This is a genomic window from Ensifer sp. EB106-05-01-XG146 (genome assembly GCF_058791875.1).
This window is the reverse complement of record NZ_JBYTDX010000001.1, coordinates 2032614-2059047: the sequence shown is the minus strand read 5'-3', so window position 1 is coordinate 2059047 and position 26434 is coordinate 2032614. Positions and strand designations below refer to the sequence as shown.

General features: G+C 63.4%; 24 protein-coding genes and 1 pseudogene. 19 read left to right on the top strand and 6 right to left on the bottom strand.

The features are described 5' to 3' along the window. Positions 1-52 precede the first annotated feature (52 nt). The gene (locus AC3WVQ_RS10200) at positions 53-631 is read left to right on the top strand and encodes a TetR/AcrR family transcriptional regulator (RefSeq protein WP_034793213.1); all 579 of its coding nucleotides are present in this window, start codon (positions 53-55) and stop codon (positions 629-631) included. Between the two features lie 27 nt (positions 632-658). Continuing rightward, positions 659-1729 carry an NAD-dependent epimerase/dehydratase family protein gene (locus AC3WVQ_RS10195; protein ID WP_090294145.1) on the top strand — a complete coding sequence of 357 codons (1071 nt, stop codon included), beginning with the start codon at positions 659-661 and terminating at the stop codon, positions 1727-1729. Here the strand turns inward: AC3WVQ_RS10195 and AC3WVQ_RS10190 are convergent. Then, complete coding sequence (locus AC3WVQ_RS10190; protein WP_492382709.1) at positions 1677-2072, bottom strand: MerR family transcriptional regulator; 396 nt, start codon at positions 2070-2072, stop codon at positions 1677-1679. The genes AC3WVQ_RS10195 and AC3WVQ_RS10190 overlap by 53 nt on opposite strands. 71 nt (positions 2073-2143) lie before the next feature. Here AC3WVQ_RS10190 and AC3WVQ_RS10185 point away from each other — a divergent pair, with 71 nt between their 5' ends. Next, the gene (locus AC3WVQ_RS10185; RefSeq protein ID WP_089043644.1) at positions 2144-3127 is read left to right on the top strand and encodes an aldo/keto reductase; all 984 of its coding nucleotides are present in this window, start codon (positions 2144-2146) and stop codon (positions 3125-3127) included. Positions 3128-3212: 85 nt separating this feature from the next. Here AC3WVQ_RS10185 and AC3WVQ_RS10180 read toward each other — a convergent pair whose 3' ends face one another. Next, a complete protein-coding gene (locus AC3WVQ_RS10180) occupies positions 3213-4124 on the bottom strand; it encodes a LysR substrate-binding domain-containing protein (protein WP_051659269.1) in 912 nt (303 codons plus the stop codon). A gap of 243 nt (positions 4125-4367) precedes the next feature. On the opposite strand from AC3WVQ_RS10180, the gene AC3WVQ_RS10175 reads away from it, so the two are divergent. The 4 genes and pseudogenes from AC3WVQ_RS10175 to AC3WVQ_RS10160 all read left to right on the top strand — a co-directional run bounded on the left by AC3WVQ_RS10175 (position 4368) and on the right by AC3WVQ_RS10160 (position 8313). Next, positions 4368-5156 (top strand): transporter substrate-binding domain-containing protein, encoded by a 789-nt coding sequence (locus AC3WVQ_RS10175; protein WP_244546695.1) that lies wholly within the window; start codon positions 4368-4370, stop codon positions 5154-5156. A gap of 291 nt (positions 5157-5447) precedes the next feature. Continuing rightward, a complete protein-coding gene (locus AC3WVQ_RS10170) occupies positions 5448-6950 on the top strand; it encodes a M81 family metallopeptidase (RefSeq protein WP_492382708.1) in 1503 nt (500 codons plus the stop codon). Between the two features lie 138 nt (positions 6951-7088). Next, positions 7089-7375 (top strand): annotated as a pseudogene (locus AC3WVQ_RS10165) (DUF3302 domain-containing protein). After that, entirely contained in the window at positions 7372-8313 is a 942-nt protein-coding gene (locus AC3WVQ_RS10160; RefSeq protein ID WP_089043567.1) for an HlyD family secretion protein, read from the top strand. Before AC3WVQ_RS10165 ends, AC3WVQ_RS10160 begins: the two are co-directional and overlap by 4 nt. Positions 8314-8598: 285 nt before the next feature. Here AC3WVQ_RS10160 and AC3WVQ_RS10155 read toward each other — a convergent pair whose 3' ends face one another. Next, positions 8599-9612 carry an aldo/keto reductase gene (locus tag AC3WVQ_RS10155; protein ID WP_090294139.1) on the bottom strand — a complete coding sequence of 338 codons (1014 nt, stop codon included), beginning with the start codon at positions 9610-9612 and terminating at the stop codon, positions 8599-8601. Positions 9613-9921: 309 nt separating this feature from the next. On the opposite strand from AC3WVQ_RS10155, the gene AC3WVQ_RS10150 reads away from it, so the two are divergent. From AC3WVQ_RS10150 to AC3WVQ_RS10120, 7 genes are all read left to right on the top strand, one after another. Continuing rightward, positions 9922-12357, top strand: coding sequence for an arylsulfatase (locus AC3WVQ_RS10150; RefSeq protein WP_090294138.1), 2436 nt, complete (start codon positions 9922-9924; stop codon positions 12355-12357). A gap of 92 nt (positions 12358-12449) precedes the next feature. Continuing rightward, on the top strand, positions 12450-12797 hold the full coding sequence (locus AC3WVQ_RS10145; protein WP_034793228.1) for a hypothetical protein: 348 nt from the start codon (positions 12450-12452) through the stop codon (positions 12795-12797). 85 nt (positions 12798-12882) lie between these two features. Continuing rightward, the gene (locus AC3WVQ_RS10140) at positions 12883-13521 is read left to right on the top strand and encodes a glutathione S-transferase family protein (protein WP_110818641.1); all 639 of its coding nucleotides are present in this window, start codon (positions 12883-12885) and stop codon (positions 13519-13521) included. A gap of 159 nt (positions 13522-13680) precedes the next feature. After that, positions 13681-14019: a hypothetical protein gene (locus tag AC3WVQ_RS10135; RefSeq protein ID WP_060516099.1), complete on the top strand. Its 339-nt coding sequence runs from the start codon at positions 13681-13683 to the stop codon at positions 14017-14019. Between the two features lie 387 nt (positions 14020-14406). Then, positions 14407-15906: a nucleobase:cation symporter-2 family protein gene (locus AC3WVQ_RS10130; protein WP_371273165.1), complete on the top strand. Its 1500-nt coding sequence runs from the start codon at positions 14407-14409 to the stop codon at positions 15904-15906. Positions 15907-16097: 191 nt separating this feature from the next. Further along, on the top strand, positions 16098-16703 hold the full coding sequence (locus AC3WVQ_RS10125; RefSeq protein ID WP_034793244.1) for a deaminase: 606 nt from the start codon (positions 16098-16100) through the stop codon (positions 16701-16703). Between the two features lie 146 nt (positions 16704-16849). Further along, entirely contained in the window at positions 16850-18754 is a 1905-nt protein-coding gene (locus AC3WVQ_RS10120; protein ID WP_110818640.1) for an adenylate/guanylate cyclase domain-containing protein, read from the top strand. Positions 18755-18789: 35 nt separating this feature from the next. On the opposite strand, the gene AC3WVQ_RS10115 is transcribed toward AC3WVQ_RS10120, so the two are convergent. Next, entirely contained in the window at positions 18790-19386 is a 597-nt protein-coding gene (locus AC3WVQ_RS10115) for a TetR/AcrR family transcriptional regulator (protein ID WP_034793250.1), read from the bottom strand. Between the two features lie 170 nt (positions 19387-19556). On the opposite strand from AC3WVQ_RS10115, the gene AC3WVQ_RS10110 reads away from it, so the two are divergent. Next, positions 19557-19964: a RidA family protein gene (locus tag AC3WVQ_RS10110; RefSeq protein WP_034793253.1), complete on the top strand. Its 408-nt coding sequence runs from the start codon at positions 19557-19559 to the stop codon at positions 19962-19964. A gap of 27 nt (positions 19965-19991) precedes the next feature. On the opposite strand, the gene AC3WVQ_RS10105 is transcribed toward AC3WVQ_RS10110, so the two are convergent. Next, on the bottom strand, positions 19992-20849 hold the full coding sequence (locus tag AC3WVQ_RS10105; RefSeq protein WP_110818639.1) for a sigma-70 family RNA polymerase sigma factor: 858 nt from the start codon (positions 20847-20849) through the stop codon (positions 19992-19994). After that, positions 20849-21319, bottom strand: a complete 471-nt coding sequence (locus AC3WVQ_RS10100) for a carboxymuconolactone decarboxylase family protein (RefSeq protein WP_034793267.1) — start codon at positions 21317-21319, stop codon at positions 20849-20851. Before AC3WVQ_RS10100 ends, AC3WVQ_RS10105 begins: the two co-directional genes overlap by 1 nt. 233 nt (positions 21320-21552) lie before the next feature. On the opposite strand from AC3WVQ_RS10100, the gene AC3WVQ_RS10095 reads away from it, so the two are divergent. The 4 genes from AC3WVQ_RS10095 (at position 21553) to AC3WVQ_RS10080 (ending at position 26426) form a co-directional block, all read left to right on the top strand. Then, the gene (locus AC3WVQ_RS10095) at positions 21553-22479 is read left to right on the top strand and encodes a peptidoglycan-binding domain-containing protein (protein ID WP_034793270.1); all 927 of its coding nucleotides are present in this window, start codon (positions 21553-21555) and stop codon (positions 22477-22479) included. Positions 22480-22636: 157 nt separating this feature from the next. Continuing rightward, positions 22637-23617 (top strand): ABC transporter substrate-binding protein, encoded by a 981-nt coding sequence (locus tag AC3WVQ_RS10090; RefSeq protein ID WP_110818638.1) that lies wholly within the window; start codon positions 22637-22639, stop codon positions 23615-23617. Positions 23618-23691: 74 nt separating this feature from the next. Continuing rightward, entirely contained in the window at positions 23692-25398 is a 1707-nt protein-coding gene (locus AC3WVQ_RS10085; protein ID WP_090294441.1) for an ABC transporter permease, read from the top strand. Continuing rightward, a complete protein-coding gene (locus tag AC3WVQ_RS10080) occupies positions 25386-26426 on the top strand; it encodes an ABC transporter ATP-binding protein (protein WP_110818637.1) in 1041 nt (346 codons plus the stop codon). The genes AC3WVQ_RS10085 and AC3WVQ_RS10080 overlap by 13 nt, the downstream gene beginning before the upstream one ends. The last annotated feature ends 8 nt before the right edge of the window (positions 26427-26434 follow it).

Sequence of the window (26434 nt, the reverse complement as noted above, 5' to 3'; positions counted from 1 at the left end):
GCGCCGATAGATTATTTATAACCATCCGGTCGGAAATAAATCGGATGGAGCCATGGGCCGGAAACGCGCAATTGATCAACAGCAGGTGCTGGATGCCGCCGAACGGGTCGTCGGTCGTGATGGCGCTGCCAACCTGACTGTCGATGCCGTCGCCAGGGAAGCCGGCGTCAGCAAGGCGAGTGTGCTTTATGACTATAAGTCCAAGCAGGCGCTGATCGAGGCCGTCGTCGACCGGGCGTTTGAGCGCGACAACGCACACCATGCGCAGGTCGAGCAGAAGATCGGAGACATTCAGGATCGAGCGGTCAGGGGGCGCATCGTTGCTGCGGCCGAACCGCCGCCCGAGGAATTCCGGGCGGTGGCACTGAACCTGAGCGCGGCGCTTACGCTCGATGCCGGTTTGCGCCGGAAGATGCAGGCAAGCCAGGATACGACGATCGCGAGAATTCTTCAGAACTCCCAGTCGCCGCGCGGGGCGTTGCTTGCCTATCTCGCGCTCGAGGGTCTCAAGTTCCTCGAATATCTCGACTTTCACCATTTTGCGCGTGCGGACCGCGACGAGGTGCTGCGCGAAATCAACTGGCTCGTGACTGCAACCCCGCAGGCAGCCGATCTTCCGGACGAGCGCTAAGCGTCCAAACCTCATAGGTGCAGTGAAATGAACCAAGCATGCGATGCCACATCCGCCGTGGCCACGGGCGAACGCGCCCCGTTCCGGCGCATCTTCATCACCGGTGGCAGCGGCTATGTCGGCCGCAACCTCATCCGCCATTTCGTCACGACGGGCGTTTCTGTTGTCGCTCTGGCGCGCAGCCAGAAGGCGGCCGACCGCGTCCGCCAACTCGGTGCGACGGCCTTTATGGGCGACCTGCTCAGTCCAGACATCGCCGCGGGAATGGCGGGCTGCGACGCGCTTGTCCATGCGGCGGCCGATACCGATCATGGACCAGGCACGCCGCAGCAGCGCCGGGTGAACGAGGATGGCACACGGATCGTCATGGAGGCGGCCCGCGCCGCCGGTATCCGCAAAGCGATCCATATCAGCACCGAATCCGTGCTTGCCGATGGGCACCCGCTGGTGCAGGTGGACGAGACGGCGCCGTTTCCGCGCCGCCCGGCCGGCAGCTATTCGCGCAGCAAGGCGGCGGCCGAGCGTGTAGCCCTTGCGGCCAGCAGTCCGGCTTTCCCGGTCGTTGCCCTTCGGCCGCGCTTCGTCTGGGGGCGTGACGATACCACGGCGTTGCCGGCACTGGTCGAGGCTGCCCGCTCCGGCAAGCTCGCCTGGATCGCGGGAGGCACCTACCTGACCTCGACCACGCATATCGCCAACCTGTGCCAGGCCGTGGCGCTTGCGCTTGCAAACGGGCGGGGCGGGGAGGTCTATTTCATCACCGATGGCGATGCCGTGCCGTTCAGGACGTTCGTCTCGCAGCTTCTGGAAACGCAAGGGATCGTCCCGCCGGAAAAATCCGTTCCCCGCGCCGTCGTCAGAGCCGTTGCCTGGGGCGGCGATGTGCTCGCTGCCCTCTCCAGGGGGAGGATCAGCGTTCCGCTGACATCACAGGCCTATGCGACGTCGGCCGTCGAGATCTCGCTTGATATCGGCAAGGCAAAGCGGGCGCTGGGCTATGTTCCTGTCATCTCGCGGGAGCAGGGGCTGGACGAGCTTCGGACCGTCAGCACCGGTAGTCCTCCAGTTGCGGCGCCGTGTCCGGCTTGCCTGCCTTGATCCAGTCCACCTTGCCGCGCAGGAACGAGAGAGCCGCGTCCAGCGCGGCCTTCCGCTCTTCTAGTCGCGCGATCTGCGTTTGCAGGATCTCGACCGTTCGTGCGGGCGAACTTTCGCCGGCGCGATAGGCGTCATTGAGGGCCTGAATCTCCCGCAGCGAGTAACCCAGCGTCTGTTGCCGCCGGATCATCCGCGCGGCGGTAACGTCTTCCTGGCTGAACAGCTGATAGGGATTAGAGCCGCCCTTGGCGCTGCGCTCCGGCTTCAGCAGCCCCTTGGAAATGTAAAAGCGGATCGTATCGACCGGCAGTTCCGTGGCCTTCGCAAATTCCGAAATCAGCATGCAGCAAACCCTTGACCATAGAGTATGGTCAATACTTATAAGAGCTGCTTGTCTGGAATTGGAGACCCATGATGACAAGCAAGGAAAAGATTCTACACCGCGTCCAACTCGGCTCGGATGGCCCGCTGATCGGAGCCCAGGGCCTCGGCTGCATGGGCATGAGCGAGTTCTACGGCACGACGGACGAGGCCGAATCTCGCGCCACTCTGGAACGGGCGCTCGAACTCGGCGTCACCCTGTTCGACACGGCGGACATGTACGGTATCGGCGCCAACGAGGCCTTTCTTGCGTCCTTCGTCAGGACGCATCGTGAAGCGGTCCTGATCGCCACCAAGTTCGGCTATGCGCGCACGCCGCAAAGCCCAGAGGACTGGAGCATAGACAACCGGCCCGAGTTCATTCGTGCTGCCGCTGACCGCTCTCTGAAGCGCCTGGGTGTCGATGTCATCGACCTCTATTACATGCATCGCCGCACCGATGCCGTACCACTCGAAGAATCCATTGGCGCGATGGCCGATCTGGTCGCGGCCGGAAAGGTCCGTTGGCTCGGCCTCTCGGCGGTGACCGCGGCGGAGCTGCGGGCCGCGCATGCCATCCATCCGATTGCAGCGCTGCAGTCGGAATGGTCTGTTTTCACGCGTGAGATCGAGGAAGATGTCGTTCCCGCTGCATTCGAACTCGGCGTGACGCTCGTGCCTTACTCTCCGCTCGGACGTGGCATGCTGACCGGCCAGGCCTTTGCCCAATCCCTGACGGAGGGAGATGCACGCAGGAATTTCCCGCGCTTTGCATCGCAGCACCACCAGGCGAACATGCAGGTGGTGGCAAAGGTCGAGGAAGCCGCGCGTGGCCTCGGCATTACCTCGGCCCAGCTGGCACTAGCCTGGCTGCACATGCAGGGCCGCAAGTTGAATGCGAAGGTGGTGCCAATCCCCGGAACACGCAGGCGCAGCCGCCTTGAGGAGAACGTCGCGGCGGCGTCCATCATCCTCCCCGATGATGTAACGGCCATGCTCGATCCGCTCGCCGGGGCTGTGCAAGGAGCTGCCGTCTAAGGGTGCGACCGCCGTGCGCGACGGGCGTGCGGCGGCCGGTTCTTGTGTTGGGTGGGGAGGAGGGACGCTCGCCGGCCGCCGACGGCTAGCTTGTGCCAGATGTTTGCACTGCCTCTGCGCTCTGCCGCTCGCGCTCCTCGATCTCGGCGATCAGCCAGTTGAGAAAGGCCTTTGTTACCGGCTTGGTGCGCAGGAGGTCTTCCTGGCAGACGAACTGGTAGGTTTCGGGCGGCTCGTAGAAATGGTCGTGGGCCAGGCGAATCTGACCGGATTTGAGTTCGTGTTCGACCATGGTGCGGTCGATCAACGCCACGCCCTGGCCTTCTCTCACCGCTTCGAGAATGATGTGCTGGTCGTCGAAGATCAGGTCCTGGCGGCTGCGCGGAAGGGCGAGGCCGGAGGAGGCGATCCAGCTTTGCCACTCCTGAAGGCCGCGATAGTGCAGCCGGTTGCCGGAAAGCAGTGCCTGCCTGTCGCCCTGCCAGAGGTCGCGGCCGCAGACGGGCACCAGGCGCTCGCGCAAGAGCTTGCGGGTGAAGCGTCCGGGTGGCGGCTGCAGGCAATAGGCGATCGTGACGTCGGCCGGGCCGGTGCCGGCGGTGATCGTTTCGAGGTGGGAGAGGTGGATCTGCACGCCGGGATTGGCGGCGAGAAACTCGGAGATGCGCGGCGCGATCACTTTCATCGAAAAGAACGGGCCGACCCGGACGCGCAGGATCTTGTCGCTCGTGCGTGGGCGGATGTGCTGGACCACGCCTTCGAGATCGTCGAAGGCGCGCTGGCAGGAGGCATAGAGCAGCCCGCCCTCCGGCGTCAGTTCGACACCGTGCTGTTTTCTGACGAAGACCCGAAGGCCGAGATTGAGTTCCAGATTCCGGATCTGGTGGCTGATCGCACCCTGGCCGATGCAGAGCTCGTCGGCGGCGGCCGTCAGGCTGCCGTTGCGCGCGGCCGCCTCGAAGGCGCGCAAGGATTTGAGGCTCGGCAGGTCACGCATCCGTTGCTCCGGGTCTGGATCGGTTGCAGCCTACATGAATTTTTTCGATAGCTGGAATGATTTCTTTCACATTGCGAAGGCTGGAGACCTCCCGCATTGTCGAAGCATAATAAAGCAAAACGAAAACTGAAATCGGCCGAAAATCCAGATAGTTTCAAGCAAGTTGCTCCTTTGGTCAGGCCAATGGTCACGCTTGCGACCGGAACTTCGTGGGTGGCCGACAGGAAGGACAGAGGGAACGAGATGAAAAGGAAGTTCATGACCGCATCGGTCATCGCCGCGCTGTTTGCGGCCGGCACCGCCAATGCCGAGACGCTGGCGATCGGCACCGAGGGCGATTACGCGCCATTCAACTATGTGACCGCAGCCGGCGAAATCAAAGGCTTCGACTACGATATCGGCCAGGCGGTCTGCGCCGAAATCAAGGTAGACTGTGTCTGGAGCACCAATGAGTGGGCGGGCATCATCCCGGCCCTGCAGGCCAAGAAGTTCGACGTGATGATCGCCTCGATGGCGATCAATCCGGATCGCAAGACGCAGGTCGACTTCACAACCCCTTACTATTTCAACGCCATGCGCTTCGTCGCCCGCAAGGATCTCGGCCTCAAGGACATCTCGCCCGAGGCGCTGAAGGGCAAGGTGATCGGCACGCAGTCCGGCTCAGTCGCGGTCGAGGCGCTGCAGGAGTTTTTTCCCGATAGCGAAGTGAAGCTCTATCCGACGATGAGCGAAGTGTTTCTCGACATGGAAAACGGCCGGCTGGACCTGATCCTCGAAGGGCAGATGGCCTTTACGGAGTGGCTGGCCAAGGAAGAAAGCGGCTGCTGCGCCTTTGTCGGCGAGAGCTTCGTGCTCGACACGGCCGAGGGCAACGCCATGGCGGTACGCAAGGGCGACGAGGCGCTGCTCTCCAAGCTCAATGCCGGCCTGAAGACGATCATGGAAAACGGCACCTACGACAAGATCCGCAAGCAGTATTTCGATTTCGACATCATGGCAAAGCCGAAGACCACGAGCGAGTATTTCCGCTGAGGTTTGTGGCTCTATCCCTCATCCGGCCCGCCGGCCACCTTCTCCCCGCCTGCGGGGAGAAGGTTAGGGTGAGGGGCAACTCCTCGGAAGATGCGCGAGGGCGTCTCTTCTAAGCTGCCGAGAGGGGCCGCCGCGGATCCAAGGTTCAACTCCAACCATCCAGAATTCGCCTGTCGCGCCCTGCGTTCAACGCATCGCGCGGCAGGAGAACAGGCGCGGCGTCGGGGTTTCGCGTTTTCCCCGGCGCCCGTCTTCTCGATTTTTCCAGTCAGCAAAATGAAAGTGCATAGGATGAGCTTCCGGGTCGCCGTTCTCGAATTCAACCAGGAAACCAACACGTTTTCGAAGCTCAAGACCGGGTTCAGGGACTTCGAGGCCTGCCACTATTTCGTTGGCGCCGAGATAGAAACCCATTGCCGCGGCACCAATTCGGAGATCGGCGGCTTCATCGATTGTTGCGACACGTACGGCTGGCAGCCGGTCTATACCGTGGCGGCGCGGGCCGAACCCGGCGGCAGGATCGAGGAAGCGATGCGGCAGCGCTTCGTCGCGGATCTCCAAAGCGCGCTCGACGGCGAAAGGCTCGACGGCGTGTTTATCGTCTTCCATGGGGCTATGTGCACGGAAACGGCTGACGATGCGCAGATCCAGCTTCTGGAGGTGGTGCGTGGCATCGTCGGTTCGGAACTTCCCATCGCCGCGACCTTCGACCTGCACGCCAATTCGGCGCCCGAAATGGCCGGCCTGCTCGATATTGCCGTCTCGTTCCGCACCTATCCGCATGTGGACATGGCCGAATGCGCCCACAAGGCGGGCGCGCCGCTCGAGCGCGCCATGCGCGGCGAAATCCGGCCGGCGCTCGCCATCCGCCAGCCGCCGATGCTGAACGGCTGCAACGACGGGCGCACGACCCATGCCTGCGCCATGACCGAGCTGCTCGAAATTGCCGACGGGATCGCGGCGCGCGACGGCATGCTGGCGACCTCGATCAATGCCGGCTTCTACGATGCCGATATCTTCAATACCGGCCCATCGGCGGTTATCTGCTACGACCGCAACCGGGTGGCGGCCGAAGACGCGGAAGCCGAGGCCGAGCGTCTCTGCCGCGAGATCTGGGACCGGCGCGAGCACCAGGATGTGCAGCTGCCGCTCGACGCGCTGCCCGGCATCGTCGCGGCGCATCTTGCGAAAGATGGGGCCGGGCCGCTGGTCATTGCCGACTTCTCCGACAATCCCGGCTGCGGTGCCTATAGCGATTCCACCTGCGTGCTCGCCAGGCTGCTCGATACCGGCGTCCGAAACGCGGCTTTCGGCGCGCTCTGCGATCCGGAAGTCGTGGCCGAGTTGATCGCTGCCGGCATCGGTGCGACACGCGAGGTTACGCTCGGCTGCAAGATCGACCCTGAAGTCGGCGGCGGGCCGATCACGATCAAGGGCAGGGTGGAGGCGATTTCGGACGGCAGGATCGTCTTCGAGGGGCCGATGTTTCAAGGGCTGCCGGCGACGATGGGGCCGAGCGTGCGCTTTCATGTCGAAGGCATCGACATCCTCATTTGCAGCGAACGCCAGCAGATGCTCGATCGCAACCTCTTCCGCGCCGTCGGCATCGAGCCGTCCGACTATCAGATCGTCGTCGTCAAGTCGCAGCAGCACTTCCGCGCCGCCTTCGGTCCGATCGCGTCCGAGATCGTCGAGATCGACGGCACGGGCCTCAGCAGTGCCAATATCGGCGCGCGCAAGTTCCAGCGGGTGCGGCGGCCGGTCTATCCGCTGGATCACGGCGAACTCGGCTGAGGCGGGCTGCCGTTCGCGGGCCAAGGTTCATGCCTGCGCCCTCTAAAGGGGCAGCCGTATGGCGCGGTAACCGTTACGTACTTCCGCAGTGCCCGGCTTTGGGTCTAGCGTCCCCGTCGTGAAGGGGAGCGCAACTTCATGAGTTTTATCGATCTCTTCGCCTGGATCGTGCTGATCGTGCTCGTGGTGAGCACGGTCGCCGTGCTGATCTTTCTCGCCATGCTGCCGGGGTCGATCGCAAAAGGCGCAATCATCCCTGGAGCGAGGCGGTCAATGTGGCGGGCTGGGTGACGCTGTTCTTCGGCTTCGCGCTGTGGCCGATCGCGCTCATCTGGGCCTATGTCGACGTGCCGCGCCCGAGCGGCGCGCATCCGGCGGCGACCCCTGCAGGCGAGGTTCATCCGAGCGAGGCGGGCCAGCCATGATCGTCTTTCTCTTCAATGTCTATCTGGCGATCCTCTTCTGCCTGGTGAAATTCAGGATCGTGCCTTTCAACCTGTTCTGGAAGATTTCGCCGGCGATCGTGTTCCTGCTGCTTCTCGTCGGTCTGTTCATCCCGATGAACTGGGGCGCGCCGCAGGGCAAGGCGCTGGTGGTGCGCAATTCGGTGGCGATCGTGCCCGATGTCGCCGGCGAGGTCACGGAGGTGCCGGTCGCCTCCAACAGCCCGCTGAAAGCCGGCGACGTGCTCTTCCGCATCGACCCCGTGCCCTACCAGGCGAAGGTGGACGCGCTGCAGGCGCAGCTTTCGCTGCAGGAGCTGCGGCTTGCGCAGATGACGAAGCTGCAGTCGCGCGATGCGGCAACCGAATTCGACGTGCAGCAACGCCAGGCGGACGTCGACAATCTGAGAGCCCAGATCAGCAATGCCGAGTGGGAACTCGGCAAGACGACGGTGCGGGCGCCGGCCGATGGCTACGTGACCAACCTTGCGCTGCGCAAGGGCGCGCGCGTGACGACGCTGCCGCTGTCGCCGGCCATGGCCTTTATCGACACCTCCGAGACGATCATCGGGGTCGAGATCAACCAGATCGATGCGCGCTATATAGAGCCCGGCCAGATGGTGGAGGCGACCTTCAAGTTTGCGCCCGGCGAGACCTATACCGGTGAGGTCGAGGGCGTGCTGCAGGCGATCGCCTCCGGGCAAGCCCGGGTGTCCGGCACGGCGGTGACCCCGGAGGCAGTCTCCGCCGCGCCCTTCATCGTGCGGGTGAAACTCGACGACCAGGCTTTCGCCGCACGGCTGCCGGCCGGCGCCACGGGGGACGCGGCCATCTTCACCGACCGGGTGAAGGTGGCGCATGTGATCCGCCGGGTGCTTTTGCGCCAGATCGCGATCACCAACTACGTCAATCCGTTCTGATCGGCTGCGCGGCGGGGTGCCACCGGCTGCCCCGCCCGCTGGAAGACGGGCGAGGATAGGACGGTTTCTCGCAATTCCGGACGGAAAACCGCTGCGCACTTGTCCTGGAATTGCTTGGCCAAATGTCGCAAGTCCTAGCGGAAAACCGTTTCACACTTTTCCTGGGATTGCTTGGCCAAACGACGCAATTCCGGACGAAAAACCGCTGCGCACTTTTCCTGGAATTGCTTGGCCAAACGACGCAATTCCGGACGGAAAACCGCCGCACACTTTTCCTGGAATTGCTTAGCCGGCAATCGGTAGCGGCGCCTCCGGGTTGACGAGACCGGCTGCCCTCAAGTCCCGCCAGAAGTCGGCCGGCACGGCCTCGTTCAGGGCGGCACGGTCTTCGGCGATGCGGCTCGGCTGGCTGGCGCCGGGGATGACGGCGGCAACCGCGGGGTTGGCGAGCGAGAACTGCAGGCCGGCCGCCTTCATCGAGATGCCGTGACGGTCGGCGATCGCCTTGATACGCGCGACCTTGTCGAGAATTGCCGGCGTGGCCGGGGCATACTCGAAGTTCGGGCCACCGACGAGCGCGCCGGAGCTATAGGGGCCGCCGACGACAATGCCGAGGCCGCGCTTGGTGACCTCGGGCATGACGCGCTGGAGTGCGCGGTCATGGTCAAGCAGGGTATAGCGGCCGGCAAGCAGGAAGCCATCGGGACGCGGACCCTCGAGCGCGAGCAGCAGTTCGATCGGCTCCACCCGGTTGACGCCGAGCCCCCAGGCCTTGATCACGCCTTCGTCGCGCAGCCGGTCGAGCGCGCTGAAGGCGCCCTTGCGCGCCGTCTCGAAAACGTCGAGCCATTCGTCGCCGTAGAAATCCTGGGCAACGTCGTGAACGAAGGCGATCTCGATCCGGTCGGTCTTCAGGCGCTTGAGGCTGTCCTCGATCGACCGCAGGGTGGCGTCATGGGAGTAGTCGTTGACGATCTTGTTGGGGCGGCCATAGCGGAAGACGTCGCCCTTTTCCCCAAGGTCGCGGGCGCTGACGTCCTCGATCTCGTCGAGGATGACCCGGCCGACCTTGGTGCTGATGACGTATTCGTCACGCGGGCGACCGCCGAGCGCTTCGCCCATGCGGATCTCGGCAAGGCCGGCGCCGTAGAACGGGGCGTTGTCGAAATAGCGGATGCCGTCGTTCCAGGCGGCCTCGACGGTGGCAAGCGCTTCTTTTTCGGGTATTTCGCGGAACATGTTGCCGAGCGGGGCCGCGCCGAAACCGAGCTTGCCGGGCAGAATATCCTTGAGTGTCATGTGTCCTGTCCTTTGCTGATCGATGGGGCAGGTGATGCGGTGCATCGCCGTTGTTTGGAAAAATAGGTCAGGGAGCGGAGTCCCGGTAGCGGGGTACGCTTCGCAGGATATGGGAAACGAATTCACAGATGCGATGTTCGGAGCCGGATAACTGGTGAAGTGTTCCGGGGAAGCCATCGGGCAGACCGTCTGCGACGGATCGGATGGAGAACACCGGTCGTAAACTTCTCGCGTCTCGGGTCTGGTTTGCGTATATTAGACTAGCCTAAATCGGTGGAGATTCAACGATCTGCAATAGGGGTGTTCGCCATGACCATTGGCCAGAGCATGCTTGCGGGTGCAGCCTTCTTCGCGCTTGGTTTTACGTCCGCATGGGCACAGCAGGTTTCAGGGACGCTCGGCGCCCCGGGAGCGACGACAACAATTACGGGTAAGCAGCTTCCGTCACCAAGTCCGGCTTTTGGCGGTGTAATCAAGGAAAAGGCCTCGGAATCGACGCCCTGGTGGGCTCCGCGGGTCGTGCCGCCGAAAGGCGCGCCCAATGTGCTGCTGATCATGACGGACGATCAAGGCTTCGGTGCGCCCAGCACCTTTGGCGGCGTCATTCCGACACCGGCCATGGACCGCATCGCCAAGGAGGGGTTGCGCTTCACGAACTTCCACTCGACATCGCTCTGCTCGCCGTCTCGTGCGGCGCTGATCACCGGGCGCAATCACCATTCGGTTGGCTACGGGGTCGTCGGGGAGATCGCGACCGGATATCCGGGCTACGATTCGATCATCCCGATCGAGAAAGGAACGATCGGCACGATCCTCAAGGAAAATGGCTACGCCACCGCGTGGTTCGGCAAGAACCACAACACGCCGTCCTATCAATCGAGCCAGGCGGGCCCCTTCAACCAGTGGCCGACGGGCATGGGCTTCGATTATTTCTATGGCTTCGTCGGCGGCGATGCGAGCCAGTGGCAGCCGAACCTGTTCCGCAACACCACGGCCATCTATCCGTTTGAAGGCAATCCCAAGTGGAACCTGGAAACGGCCATGGCCGACGAGGCGATCCAGCACATCAGGCAGTTGAGCGAGATCGCCCCGGGCAAGCCCTGGCTCGTCTACTACGTGCCCGGTGCCACCCATGCACCACACCACCCGACGCCCGAATGGATCAAGAAGATCAGCGACATGCACCTCTTCGACGAGGGCTGGAACAAGGTGCGCGAGACGATCTTCGCCAATCAGAAGCGGCTCGGCATCATGCCTGAGAACGCGAAGCTCACGCCGTGGCCGGAGGGGTTGCCGCAATGGGATTCCCTCAGTTTGGAGGCGAAGAAACTGTTCATCAGGCAGGCCGATGTGTACGCCGCCTACCTTGCCTATGCCGACAACGAGATCGGGCGCGTCATCCAGGCGGTGGAAGATATCGGCGAGCTCGACAACACCCTGATCATCTACATCGGCGGCGACAACGGCGCGAGCGCCGAGGGCATGCTCAACGGCACGCCGAATGAGTTCACCACATTCAACGGCGTCGACGTTCCGGTGAAGGACCAGTTTCTCTGGTATCCGTTCTGGGGTTCGGAGCGGACATTCCCGCATTTCGCAGCCGGCTGGGCCTGGGCGATGGGGACACCGTTCAAGTGGGTCAAGCAGGTGCCATCGCACTTTGGCGGGACGGCGCAGGGCATGGTCATGTCGTGGCCCGGCCATATCAACGACGCTGGCGGTGTCCGCGCGCAGTTTCACCACTTCATCGACATCGTGCCGACGATCCTGGAGGCGACAGGCATCCCGCAACCGGAGACGATCAACGGCATCAAACAGGAGCCGATCGAAGGCGTCAGCATGGCCTACACATGGGACAAGGCGAATGCCGCTGCGCCGACTGAACACAAGACCCAGTACTTCGAGATGCTGGGAAACCGCGCGATCTACCACGACGGATGGGTCGCCGCGACGACGCCCGCGACATTGCCGTGGGAACTCAGCACCAAGACGCCGCCCGACGTGATCACCGGCTACAACTGGGAACTTTACAACGTCGATGAAGACCCGACGCAATTCACCGATCTTGCCGCCAAAATGCCTGACAAACTCAAGGAATTGCAGGACCTCTTCTATGCCGAGGCGAAGAAGTACAACGTGCTGCCGCTCGACAATTCGACGCTCGCACGCTGGAATGCCCCGCGGCCGAACCTGACGGCCGGCCGTACGGAATTCACCTACCGCGGCGAACTGAGTGGTGTGCCGGCCAGCGCTGCGCCGAGCACCTTGAACAAGTCCTATACGATTACGGCCGATGTCGAGATACCCGACGACGGTGCGCAAGGCATGATCGTCACCGAGGGTGGCCGCTTTGGCGGTTACGGCCTCTTCCTCAGCCAGGGCGACTTCGGTGTCGGCAGTGGGAAGGTCGTGTTCCTCTACAATCTCCTCGACCTCAAGCGCACCCTGTGGGAAGGACCGGAACTCGAACCCGGCAAACACAGGATCGTCTTCGACTTCAAGTCGGATGGAAAGGGACTTGGCGCCGGGGGCACCGGCGTTCTGTCGGTGGACGGCAAGGAGGTCGCCAGGAACAGCATCGATCATGGCATCCCGGTCACTTTCCCCGAGGATGAGACCTTCGACGTCGGTCTCGACACGCGCACCGGCGTCGCCCTTCTGGAACACCGCTACGACACGCCCTTCCGCTTTACGGGCAAGATCGACAAACTGACTTTCGAATTGAAGCCAAACGCAACGCCCTAGAGCGCCGTGCGTTCACGTGAACGCACATGGGACGCTCTGGCGACCTTGCATCGCAAGGCCCGGACACAAACGACTGGCAGAGGTGCGTTCCGATGATACGCGTGCTTGATCTCGCCGCCTTCGGGGAGATGGCAACAGGGCTCGCACTGGTGGTGGCGCCTTCGCTCGTGGGGCAGGTGCTGCTTGGCGAGCTACTCACCGGGCCTGCGATCCCGACGGCCCGGGTGGCGGGAATTGCCCTGATCGCCCTCGGCGTTGCCTGCTGGAAGAACTCAAGCCTCATCGGCATGCTGATCTACAGTGCGGCCGTCACGCTCTATCTGGCCTGGTTCGGACTGACGGACGGCTCCACCGGCGTCCTTCTGTGGCCTGCGATCGCAGTTCATGCGGTGCTGTCGGTCTTGCTCTGGCGCGGACGTCACACGCCTGGCGCCGGCTAGAGTCCCGGTCGATTTTGTCTCGGTCTCTGTCGGCAAACGCAGCATTCGTGCGTCTTCAGGATGTGCACACGGAGGACCAAGCCGCATGAAGCTCTATTTCAGCCGCAACCCCAATCCGCGCCTGGCGGTCGCCACAGCCCGATTTCTGAAGGCAGAGGTTGCGTTCGAATATGCCGAGCCGCTGGCGCCGGGCCAGGCGGACCGCTATCGGCCGCTCAATCCCAACCTGCTTTTGCCGATCCTGGAGCGTCCCGGCCGGGCGCTGTGGGAGGCGGATGCGATCGCCTGCTTTCTCTCTCGCCAGGTCGGCTCCAACCTCTGGCGAAGGGATGACGACGAGCCGGAGATGGTCCGCTGGATCAGCTGGGGCAAGGAGAACTTCGTGAAGGCCTGTGACATGGTGCATTGGGAGCGCGGCACCAAGCTGCGCTACGGCATCGGCACTTGTGACGAGGCCATGGTGGAGGAGGGGATGAAGGCGTTCCACAAGGCGGCCCGGCTGCTCGATGCCGAACTCTCCGCTCACGCCTGGCTGGTCGGCGAGGCCGTCTCCTACGCCGATTTTCGCATGGCAACATTCCTGCCCTACAATGATGTGGCAAGGCTGCCGCTCGCGGACTATCCGGCACTTGCGCGCTGGGCCGGGCAGCTCGAGGCGATCGACGCCTGGCGCGATCCGTTCCGCGGGCTTGATGCGCCCGCGTTGCCTCCGATATCAGGCTGAGCGGCGGCCTTTGCCTGCCGTCGAGCGGCGGCGACGGCCGGTGGTTGTCGCCGCGCATTCGCAGGTTGCGTGATTGTTCTCGCCATCCATTTTCTCCTCTGCTAATACAGTCGCGCTAGCATGCGAACAGCCTCTTCTTGCTCAGAAGGAATTCGTCCGATGCGTTTCACAGTCGCAATCGCAGCAGCAGCATTGATGTCCCTTCCGACAGCAACCCTTGCCAAATCGCCGGCCGATATCGCCGATCTCGTCGGCGCACGCGCGCCTGGCGCCGAGAGCGAGATGCAGTCCAGGGGCTATGTCGACGTCGGCGGCAACAATACCTGGTGGAATGCCGGCACCAAGACCTGCGTCCGGGTGCATGTCTCCCAGGGACACTACTCGGCGATCTCGCAGATCAAGCCCTCGGCTTGCGGCCAAGGGAGCGGCAAGAGCACGCCATGCCCGCCGGATCTGTCGCAGGCCGATCTCTACAAGCATCCGGGCTGCAGCCTCTAGGGGCAGTCGCGTCCAACTGGTGCTGGGCTGGAACTTTCGCAGTGAAGGCAACGGTGACACGGGCGGTGCCGGCGGCCGCCTCGGCTTCATTGTGCCCTTCGATCGGCGGGGAAAGCGGTACGAGAGCGCCGCGACCATTGCGCAATGCGATGATCTCTGCTCTCCTTTGAATGGCCTATCGGTGGAGCAGATTGCCCCTGGCGATCGGATTTTGCGGTTGAAAGCGTCGGAAACCGCTAAAAAAAGACCGATTGCGGCAGATATTCCCGCCCCAACCATTCCCGCCCAAAACCCGAAAGGTGTTTCGCCTTTTTTAGGAAAGCGAGATTTGCCTACCTTCAGTACCCTTTTGGTTGTCCCGCTGGAGACGGGACATATCGCGAAGGTATGGAGGAGATACCCTTGGCAAGCATTTCAGAGGACACTACGCATACCCAGAATCCGGCGCAAAATCCGGAAGACGAACGGCTGAGCATCGGCGCGAACCTCGCCTATGGCCTGCAGCACGTCTTGACCATGTATGGCGGCATCGTCGCCGTTCCGCTGATCCTTGGCCAGGCGGCGGGCTTGAATTCCGGCGATGTCGGCCTGCTCGTCACCGCCTCGCTTTTCGCCGGTGGCCTCGCCACCATCTTGCAGACGATCGGCGTGCCGTTCTTCGGCAGCCGCCTGCCGCTGGTGCAGGGCGTCTCGTTCTCGGGTGTCGCCACGATGATCGCCATTTCCGGCAATGGCGGCATTCCGGCGATCCTTGGTGCGGTCATCGCGGCCTCATTGATCGGCCTTCTGATCACGCCGGTGTTTTCGCGCATCACCCGCTTCTTCCCGCCGCTCGTCACCGGCATCGTCATTACCACCATCGGCCTGACGCTGATGCCGGTTGCGGCATTCTGGGCGATGGGCGGCAACAAGGCGGCGCCGGACTTCGGCAGTACCGCCAATATCCAGCTTGCGGCGGTCACGCTCATCATCGTGCTGCTCTTGAGCAAACTCGGCAACGCTTCGATCTCCAGGCTTTCGATCCTGCTGTCGATCGTTATCGGTACCGGCATTGCCTATGTCGCCGGCATGACCGATTTCTCGCAAGTTGCAAACGGCCCGGTCTTCGCATTGCCGAGGATCTTCCATTTCGGCTATCCGACCTTCGAACTTGCGGCTGTTATCTCGATGCTGATCGTCATCATGGTGACGCTGGTCGAGACCTCGGCCGACATTCTCGCCGTCGGTGAGATCGTCGAAACCAAGGTGGATTCGCGCCGGCTTGGTGACGGCCTTCGTGCCGACATGCTGTCGAGCATTCTCGCGCCGGTCGTCGGCTCCTTCACCCAGAGCGCCTTTGCCCAGAATGTCGGCCTCGTGGCGGTGACGGGCGTGAAGAGCCGTTACGTGGTGGCAACGGGCGGCTTGTTCCTGGTAACGCTCGGCCTCTTGCCGATCATGGGTCGCGTCGTCGCCTCGGTGCCGACCTCGGTGCTTGGTGGCGCCGGCATCGTGCTCTTCGGCACGGTTGCGGCAAGCGGCATCCGCACGCTGTCCAAGGTCGAGTACAACAACAACATGAACCTGGTGATCGTCGCGACCTCGATCGGCTTCGGCATGATCCCGATTGCGGCACCCGGCTTCTACGAGCATTTCCCGGCCTGGGTCGCCACGATCTTCCATTCGGGCATCTCGTCGGCGGCCGTCATGGCGATCCTGCTCAACCTCCTGTTCAATCACTTCACCGCAGGCAATTCCGACCAGCAGTCGGTCTTCGTGGCTGCAACCGAACGCACGATCCGCTACCAGGACATCGCAAGGCTGCACGACGGCGACTACTTCCTCAACGGCAAGCTCTACGATGCCAAGGGCACCGAGGTGCCGCTGATTGCGGCGGAGGCGCACTGAACCGGCAAGCTCCCTGAAATGATGCAATTCCAGACTGCTTTCCCTGGGGTTGCTTTGAATTACGCAACTCCGGACGAAAAACCGCTTCGCACTTTTTCTGGAGTTGCTTGTGAAACCCGCCATTCCGGGCAGGAAACCGCTTCCTGTTTTTCCTGGCGTTGATTGAAAAACCCAACAAAAGGACATTGGGAATGACACGTGAGACCGACAATTACGCGCTGCTCGATGCGCTGCTTCACACGATGGAGAAGGGCATCATTCCGGCAACGGAAGCGGGCGTTGCCGCCGGCAACAAGATCTTCGGCGCGGCGCTGATGCGCAAATCCGATCTTTCGACCGTGCTTGTCGAAACCAACAACGAGACGGAAAACCCGCTCTGGCACGGCGAAGTGCACACGCTGAAGCGGTTCTACGAGATCGAAGGCGAGAAGCGGCCGGACAGCCGCGACCTCATCTTCCTCTCGACGCATGAGCCGTGCTCGATGTGCCTTTCGGCGATCACCTGGGCGGGTTTCGACAATTTCTTCTACTTCTTCAGCCACGAGGATTCCCGCGACAGTTTCTCCATTCCGCATGACCTGAAGATCCTGAAGGAGGTCTTCACGCTGGAGCCGGGCGGCTACAACCGCACCAATGCCTTCTGGAAGGGCCAGTCGATCCACGCGCTGATCGACGCTCTGCCCGAGCCGCAACGCCAGGAACTCAAGGCCCGCGCCGAGGCGATCCGGGCGAAATACGACGATCTCTCCTCCGTCTATCAGGACAGCAAGGACGGCAACGCCATTCCGCTGAACTGACGCTCGAAAAGCCGTCACCTGTACCGGGCCATTTCATTCTCTCATCAGAGATTGAAATGGCCTATTTCTTTGAAAGAATATGCATTCCTCCTCGCCAGGGCAGGTGCTAGGGTCGCCTCCATACAGTCGCGTTTCGGGGGAATTGCGTGAACTGGTCCAGGCCTCTCAGGGTGCATCTCAGCGTGCTCGTCGTGGCGCTGCTCATCTTAACGGCGACGCCGATCATCTGGATGGCGTTCAGCCAGGGGCGGCAGGCGGCGATCCTTGCCGGCGAAAAGCACATGCGCGAGATGAGCCTGAGGCTGATCGAGGGCTACAGGAATGCGCTCGAGGGCGGCCACGAGGCGGTCGCGCTTGCGTCCACCGTGCCGCAGCTGGCCGTCGCGCCGCCGGGCGACCTGCAGCCGAAGGAGCAGTTCTTCCTGGAGGTGCTCAGGAGCGTTTCCAACGCGACGAGCGTCTATGCCGGCTATCCTGATGGATCCTACCTGCAGGTGATCAACACGGGGCGGGACTATGTTCGCCAAAGTCTGGCGGCACCGGCAGGCACCGCCTTTGCCGTTCGGTTGCTTGCGCATGCCAAGGACGCGGGCACCGTCTCGACCCTTCGGTTCCTCGACGCTGCGGCGCAGACGATCGGGGAGCGTCCGTTCGAGCGCACAAATTTCGACCCGCGGCAGAGCCCCTGGTATCAGACGGCGTTGCGAGCCGGCGGTCCGGTTTCCGTCGGGCCCTATGTCACGGGAACGCTGAAGGTTCCGACGCTGGCGCTCGCCGTTCCGCTGAAGGGCAAGGAGGGGATCGTGGTCGGCACCAACATCCACCTTCAGACCATCAGCCGCCTTCTCGATGCGCGCGAGATCTCACCGCGGGCCCGGTCCTATGTCATCGGCAGCGACAACAACCTCGTCGCCCATTCCGATCCCGCGGTCATGAGCACAATCCTCGGCGCCTGGCCGGGTGGTGGCGGCGCCGGCATGCGCAGCCTGGATCCCAGCCTCGACGTCGTCGCCGGGCTGCGCAAGGATCCCGCCTATGCGGGCGGGGGTCTTGCCGAAGCCGATTTTGCCGGCGAGCGCTATCTGGTCCAGATGGCACCCGTCAGCGTATCCGGCCTCTTCAAGGGCAGCTCGGTCGCGATCGTCGTGCCGCTGCAGGATCTGGTGGTGCAGGCAAACCGGCTCCTGGTGCGCAACCTCATGATTGCCGCAGCCGTGCTGGTGGCCGGCGTGGTCGGCTCGCTCATGCTGTCCCGCGTGATCAGCCGCAAGCTCTATCACCTCGCCGACGAGGCGCGGCGGATCGGTGACCTGAACTTTGCCGGCACGGACGCCCCGCATTCCTGGATCACCGAGATCAATACGCTTGGCGGCGCGCTTTCCGCCAGCCGGCGCGCTATCGTCCAGTTTGCGCTCTATGTTCCGCGCGAGGTGGTGCGCCGGATCATCGACCCCGAAGGCGGGGCGGCGGTCCGGGGCAGGCGGCAGGAGGTGACGGCGCTTTTCACCGACGTGCGCGACTTCACCACCATCTCCGAACAGCATTCGCCGGAAGAAGTCGTCGATATCCTCTCGGCCTATTTCGAGATGCTGAACACGGTGGCCGAGCAGTACCACGGGACCGTGATCCAGTATCTCGGCGACAGCATCTTCGTCATCTGGAACGCGCCGGTTGCCGATCCGCAGCACATCGAGAATGGCTGTCATTGCGCGCTGGCGATGAAGGCGGCGGTCGATCGCCTGAACGAGACCAACCGCAAAGGCGGCCGGCCGGAGCTTTTCACGCGCTTTGGCGTGCATACGGGGCCGGCGGTCGTCGGCAGCTTCGGCGCGATCGCGCGGCAGCAATACACGGCCATGGGCGACACGATCAACGTCGCCTCGCGGCTCGAGGGGCTGAACAAGGAGTTCAACACGTCGATCCTGGTGAGCGGGGCGGTGCAGTCTGCGGTTGCCGACCTCTTCGACTTCCGCGCGATGGGGATGGTGCACGTGAAGGGGCGCTCGGGAGGCATCGACCTCTGGGAGCTGGTGGGCGCGAACGCCCGTTAGTCCTTGCCGCCGCGACGACCGCCCAACGGGGCGGATCAGCGCTCCGCCAGCAGGCCGGTGGCCATGGCGCGGAAGGCGTCGATCGCCTTCGGCAAGACCGCTTTCGGCTCGTCGCTGGCGGCGACCCAGAGGGCAGCGTTGAGGGCGGCACCGCTCAAGAGCCGCGCGGCCGCTTCCGGATCGACCGGCTTCAGCACGCCCTTGTCCAGCAGTTGCTCTACCGATCGCTTCGTCGCCAGCAGGCAACTGTTCTGGCTCGGCCATTTCGAGGGATCGCCGAGCACGGCCGGGCCATCGAGCAGAACGATGCGCTGGACTTCGGGATCGAGCGCCATCTCGATATAGGCCGCCCCTTCGGCAAGCATCGCCTGCCAGTGGTCACCGGCTGCCGCATCTGCGCCGATCGCCTTGGCGCGGGCGGCCATCTCGCCGTCGATCTGGGTTACGACCGCGGCCAGGAGCCCGCGCTTGTCGCCGAAATTGTGATAGAGCGCGCCGCGCGTCAGCCCGACATCGGCGGTCAACTCATCCATCGAGGCCGCCGCATAGCCCTTTTCGGCAAAGGCCTTTCGGCCGGCCGAAATCAGCTTCGCGCGGTTTTCCTCCATCGTTTCCTGGCGGCTTCTGGCCATCATTGACCTCAAATTCAGATACGGCGCGTATATGGATTTGACATACGCGTCGTATTTCGCTATTTCAGATACGTTCCGTATACCAAATGAAGCGGGTTTTGTGAAGTTCTGCCTGAAACGGCAGCGCGCGCCCGTTTGCGCGTCCTCAATTTACGAGAAGGATCAGACCGATGACCAAACGCAACGCAATCTTTCCGGCAAATCGTCATGCGCTCTACGAGGCGCACGGCTACTCCGCGGCCATCCGGTCGCAGGACCTGCTGTTCGTCTCGGGGCAGGTGGGGAGCCGTGAGGATGGCACCCCGGAGCCGGATTTCGAACGCCAGGTCGAACGCGCCTTCGACAATCTCGAAGCGACGCTCGCGGCAGCCGGCTGCAGCTTCGACGACATCGTCGATGTGACGACCTTCCACACCGACCCCGAACACCAGTTCGAGACGATCATGGCCGTCAAGAACCGGATCTTCAGCGAAAAGCCCTATCCCAACTGGACCGCCATCGGCGTCAACTGGCTCGCCGGTTTCGATTTCGAGATCAAGGTGATCGCGCGGATTCCGGCCGGCCAACTGGCCGCGTAGGTCATTGGGAACGTGGCAACCCGGGTTCTAGTGCAAATGCACCAGCTTGTCCGGGTTGCGCACGACGTAGATCGCCACGACCTTGCCGTTCTCGATCTCCAGCGCAGTCGTCTGCAGTTCGCCATCGGCCTCCCGGGTGACAAAGCCGGGCAGGCCGTTGATGAAGCCGGCGCGCACGAGCGTCGAGCCGTGCTTGGCAAAGAGGGCGGCCAGTTGCGCGTGCACCTTCATCACAGCGTCGAAGCCGAGGATCGGCTGCAGGGCGGCCGGGCGCTTGCCGCCGCCGTCGGAATGTACGCTGACATCGGCTGCGAGCATGGAGCCGAGCGTTTTCATATCGCCGTGGCGGGAGGCGGCAAAGAAGGCGTTGGCGAGTTCCAGGCCGCGCTGCTGCTCGATCTGGAAGCGGGGGCGTTCCTCGCGCACATGGGTGCGGGCCCGGGCCGCAAGCTGGCGGCAGGCGGCGGCGTCGCGGTCGATCGTTGCCGCTACCTCATCGAAGCTCTGGCCGAAGACGTCGTGCAGCAGGAAGGCGGCGCGCTCAAGCGGCGAGAGCCGTTCGAGTGCCAGCATCAGGGGCAGGGTGACGTCGTCCTCCGGCTCCTCCTCGACGACCGGATCGGGAAGCCAGGGGCCGACATAGGTCTCGCGCTTCAGCCGCGCGGATTTCAATTGGTCGAGGCAGAGCCGCGTGACGGTGCGACGCAGGAACGCCTCCGGCTCGCGCACGGATGTGCGGTCGGCCCCCATCCAGCGGATGAAGGCCTCCTGCACCATGTCCTCCGCATCGGCGACCGAGCCGAGCATGCGGTAGGCGACCCGGACGAGCTTCGGACGCAGCGGGTCGAAAACCGCCGCTGCGTCCTCATAGGCGCTGTCCACCATCAGGCGGCAGCCTGGGCGGCGGCCTTGGCGGCGGCCGGATCGACCCAGAGGCCGAAGCCGACGGCCAGACGGTTCCAGCCGTTGATGACGTTGATCATCAGCGTGAGCTTCACCTGTTCCTCCTCGGTGAAATGGTCCTTCAGCGCCTGATAGGCCGCTTCATGGCCGTGGCCTTCCGAAAGCCGCGTCAGCGATTCTGTCCAGCCTAGCGCGGCGCGCTCGCGATCGGAATAGCAGGGCGCTTCGCGCCAGGCGGAAAGCAGGTAGATGCGCTGTTCCGTCTCGCCCTTTTCGCGGGCTTCCTGGGTGTGCATGTTGATGCAGTTGGCGCAGCCGTTGATCTGCGAGGCGCGGATTTTCACGAGTTCGATAATAGTGGCGTCAAGGCTCGCGGCAACGGCCATCGAGACACTGGTCCAGCTCTTCATCAGTTGCGGGGCAGCGGCGAAAAGGTCGATCTTGGCAGTCATGGTTCCGTTTCCTTTCGTTGGTTCCGATACCATGACGAGCGAGCGACGGCCGGTGTGACATGGCCGCGAATTTTTTTTGAAAACTCCAGTGTGGATTGTTTTGTGCGGAGCCGGCGCATGCCGCGCCGCACTAACCCGTTTGGATGACTATGCCGCATTCGGCCGATATGTGAGTGTAGCCTGGGGGATCCTTTATTGCAGGTGGTGGTGCCGAGTGCTTCGGGAGGTACTCAATGGCAGACGAATTCAATGCCGCACTCGATATTCCGTATGTCTTCGAGATCACCATTAACGACTTTGCGGCGCTGTGGCGGAAGCTGGAGAGGCGAAGCTTTGCGCTGAAGGCGCTTTTGCCTAACTGGTATGGCCAGCTCCAGGGAGAATTCGCAGCAAGCTTCGGCGCGCTCGATGCCTATGTCGGCCACGGCAGCGCGGTCATTCCCCGAAACGGCATGGAAAAGGCCGCTGTCGAGGCGGTAATCGCGACAATGCTGATGGGCCGACTCGGCATGGCCATTCGCGAGCTGGCCGTCGAGGCGGGCCAGGCCGCGACCCAAGAGGGCGCTCCCATCAAGGGCCGGCTTCACTATGGCAAGGACAACCGGATTATCGGTGTGGACAACGAGTATCTGCGCCGGGTGCTCGATCCGGCCGAGGACTATCAGGCCGCCGGCTGCGTCTTCGAGGTGCTCGGCTATTCGCCGAGCAGTCCCTTTTCCATGACGTCGAGGATCGCCTCGATGATGCTGCTCTTCAACCGTGGCATGGCGCCCTTGAGCGGCCGGCCGGTCGAGTACAACGTCATCCTGAAGACGATGCACGCCTTCATCGCTGCGGAGAACCTCGGCTATGTCATGACCTTCGAGCACCGCAACACCAATGACGACCTGTCGATCTTCACCACCAACGAATTCAACAAGCTGACCATCCAGTCGGCGGAGGGCGACCTTCGCCTCATTCAGAAATACCTGAAGGCCATCGGCTTCTATTTTGGCGATGTCGACAATGCGCTCGGACCGGAGTTCGAGGTCGCTGCCCGAAATTTCGCGCGCGTCTACAGGCTGGACCACTATGCGCACTACAGTGACCGCGAGTTCCTCTACACACTGGCCAATGCCTATGTGCTCCACCGCAGCCAGATGTCGACGGGCGCGCGCTAAAGCTCATCGCGTGAAGCACGTCGTCGCCGCAAAACCGTTGCACACATTTGCGCGACCTGCATCGGGGGCCACAGATCGCGCGTCCCCCGGTTCTGTCATACCCCTGTAAAAGGGTGGCCCTATCCCTCGGCGCCAGTTTCAACACGAGGGTGTATCCATGAAATCGTTTGTCTCCGTCCTTGCCGGCGCTGTTGTCGCAGGCCTGCTTTCGACCGCGGCCTATGCCGAGAGCCTGGTGCTCTATACCAGCCAGCCGAACGAGGATGCGCAGGCGACGGTCGACGCGTTCCAGGCCGCCAATCCCGGCATCGAGGTGGAATGGGTGCGCGAGGGCACGACCAAGATCATGGCCAAGCTGATGGCAGAGATCGAGGCCGGCAATCCGGTGGCCGACGTGCTGCTCATCGCCGACACCGTGACCATGCAGCGGCTGAAGGAAGCAGGCCATCTCGCCGACTACAAGTCGCCTGAAGCGGCAAACTACGACGCGGCACTCTATGATGCGGACGGCGCCTATTACTCCACCAAGATGATCACGACCGGCATCGTCTATAACACCTCCGCCGCCATGAAGCCTGAAGGCTGGCAGGATCTCAGCAAGCCGGAGGCCAAGGGCCTCGTCACCATGCCGAGCCCGCTGACCTCGGGTGCGGCTCTCATTCACGCTCAGACCCTGACCGGCATTGATGGCCTCGGCTGGGACTATTACAAGGCGCTCGCCGAGAACGGTGCTACGGCTGCCGGCGGCAATGGCGGCGTCTTGAAGGCGGTTGCGACCGGCGAGAAGGCCTATGGCATGCTCGTCGATTTCATGGCGATCCGCGAGAAGGCCAAGGGCGCGCCGGTGGAATTCGTCTTCCCGGCCGAGGGCGTGTCTGCCGTGACCGAGCCCGTCGGCATCCTGAAGACCGCCAAGAACGTCGAGGCGGCGAAGAAGTTCGTCGACTTCCTGCTGTCCGAGGAAGGCCAGAAGACGGCGGTGAAGATGGGCTATATCCCGGCCCGCAACGGCGTGGCGCTGCCTGCGGGCTATCCGGCCCGCGAGACGATCAAGGTGCTGCCGGTCAATGCGGCCGAGGCCGTGAAGAACTCCGACGCGGATCTCAAAACCTTCTCCGGCATCTTCGGTACGAACTGATCCCGGGAATGCTTGAACGCAACGATGCGCGCAGCCGGCCCCGCTGGCTGCGCCTTTCCTTTCACGGCCGGACGATGGGCGCGCCCAAGGTGCGGGCAGGGGCGAGCCCCGCCGCCGAGCCGCGCTGGCTGGTGCCCTTCGTTCTCGGCTGCCTGTTTCTCCTCTGCCTGCTGCCGCTCTTCAGCCTGGCGAAGGCCGGCTTTGCCGGGCTTATTTCGGGCCGGTCGATTGGCGTGCTCACGGAACCTGCAACCTTTGCCGCCATCCGCAACACGCTGATAACCGCGACCGGCGGCATGGTCGTCTCCGTTGTCATCGGCGCGCTCTTCGCCTTCTCGGTGGCGCTGACGGATGTGCGCGGCAAGCTTGCGCTCAGCTTTGCCTTCATGCTGCCGATGATGATCCCGCCGCAGGTGACGGCGCTTGCCTGGGTGGAGATGACCGGGCCGGCGAGCCCGCTGTTAAAGACGCTCGGGATTGCGCCGCCGCTCGGCAGCCCGCAGCCGCTCTATTCGCTGGCAGGCATTTCGCTGCTTCTCGGCGTCCAGCATGCGCCGCTGGTTTTCCTGGCGCTGAAAGCCGGGCTTTCCGCCACGCCGCGCGACGGGGTGGAGGCGGCACGGCTTGCCGGGGCCACGCCATTCCGTGTCTTTCGCGACATCGTCGCGCCGCTGTCGCTGCCGGGACTGATTGCCGGTGCGGCGATCGCCTTCGTCTCCGGCGTCGGCAATTTTGGCATTCCGGCGATCCTCGGCATTCCCGCGGGCATCGAGGTGCTGCCGACCCTGATCTATACGCGGCTCGCCAGCTTCGGCGCCGGCACCTTCGGCGAGATCGCGCTGCTCTCCAGCCTCATCGCCATGATCGCGGCTGCCGGGCTGATCCTGCAGCAGAAGGCGCTTGTCGGCAGGGATTACCGCATCATCGGCCTTTCCGGGTCGAATGCCGCCTTTTCGCTCGGCCGCTTCCGCCCGGTCGTCGAGCTGGTCCTCGTGGCGATCCTGCTTCTCGTGCTGGTCGCACCGCTCGCCGCTCTTGTCGCGAGCTCGCTGGTGCCGGCCTATGGCGTGCCGCTCAACCTTCAGACGGTGTCGCTGCGCGCTTACGAAGAAATTCTCTTCCGCCAGTCGATGACGCTGAAGGCGCTTGGCAATTCGATGTTCCTTGCAGCAACGGCCGCATTCGGCCTGCTCGCCGTCTCGGTGCCCGCGGCCTATCTCATGACGCGGCGCAAGGGGTGGCTTGCCAATACGCTCGGCATCCTCATCGAGATCCCCTATGCGCTGCCGGGCATCGTGTTGGCCGTCGCCTTCATCCTTACCTTTGCCGCACCTCTGCCGATCCTCAAGGTCTCGCTCTATGGCACCATCTGGATCATCCTGGTTGCCTACTTCTCCTCGTTCCTCGCCGTCAGCCTCAAGCCGGTGATGAGTGCTTTCCTGCAGATGGACCCATCGCTGGAAGAGGCGGCGCGTCTCGCCGGTGCTGGCTTCTTCAGGCGGATGTCCGACGTGATCCTGCCCTTGGTAGCGCCGGCCGCGGGTGCGGCGATCATCCTCGTCTTCCTGATTGCCGCCAATGAGCTGACGGTCTCGGCGCTGCTCTGGTCGGCCGGCACCCAGACACTCGGTGTCGCCATCTTCAATCTCGACGACAGCGGCTCGTCGGACCTGGCCGCAGCCCTTTCCGTGCTCGTGGTCGTCATGGTCGTCATGCTGATGGCCGCGCTCGAGGCTCTCGCAAACTATCTCCCGGAAGGCGTGCTGCCGTGGCGCAACTGATCCTCAATCACGTCACCAAGCATTTCGGCGGCGGCCGGCCGGCGGTTTCCGATGTGTCGCTGACCGTGCGGGAAGGCGGCTTCCTGGCGCTGCTCGGGCCTTCCGGCTGCGGCAAGACGACGGTGCTGCGCATGATCGCCGGCTTCGAGCAGCCCAGCGATGGATCGATCGATTTTGGCGAAAGACGGCTTTCGGATGCTGCACGGGCGCTGCCGCCGGAGCGACGCAACATGGCGATGGTGTTCCAGTCCTATGCGCTCTGGCCGCATATGACGGTGGCCGAAAATGTCGGCTATCCGCTGAAGGTCCGCGGCATTTCAGGCTCGGCGTGGCAAAGGAGCGTCGCCGATGCTCTGGCGTTGGTAAAGCTCACCGACTATGCCGACCGCCGGCCGGCAGCCCTTTCCGGCGGCCAGCGCCAGCGCGTGGCGCTCGCCCGCTGCCTGGTGACCTCACCGGATGTCGTGCTGCTCGACGAGCCGCTCGCCAATCTCGACCAGCACTTACGCAAGTCGATGGAGGAGACCTTCCGCATCTTCCACGAGCGCTCGGGCGCGACGATGATCTATGTGACGCACGACCAGGCGGAAGCCATGGCGCTCGCAACCGATGTCGCCGTCATGCACGAGGGGCGGCTGATGCAGATGGCGCAGCCGGCCGAGATCTACGCAAGACCCGAAGGCGCCGTCGTCGGCGGCCTGATCGGCCGTGGCTCGGTGCTCAAGCTCGCCGTGCCGGAGGGCATGCCGCGGGCGATGGATTGGCCAACGCTGCGGTCAGCGCTTGCCGGCGTCGGCATGGAAGGCGCAGGCGATGGCGCCGTGCGCGACGTCCTCGTGCGCCCGGAACATGTGCGCCACGACGGCGAGGGCATGGCGCTCCGCGTCGTCTCCTGCGTGTTCGAAGGCGAGCGTTTTGCCCTGACCTTGGCTTTGCCGGACGGTCAGTCATTGAAGGCCTATGGCGACAGGGCGATCATGCCGGGAGACACGGCGCGCTTCGTGATGAGCCAGGGGTGGCGGCTCTAGGCCGGGTT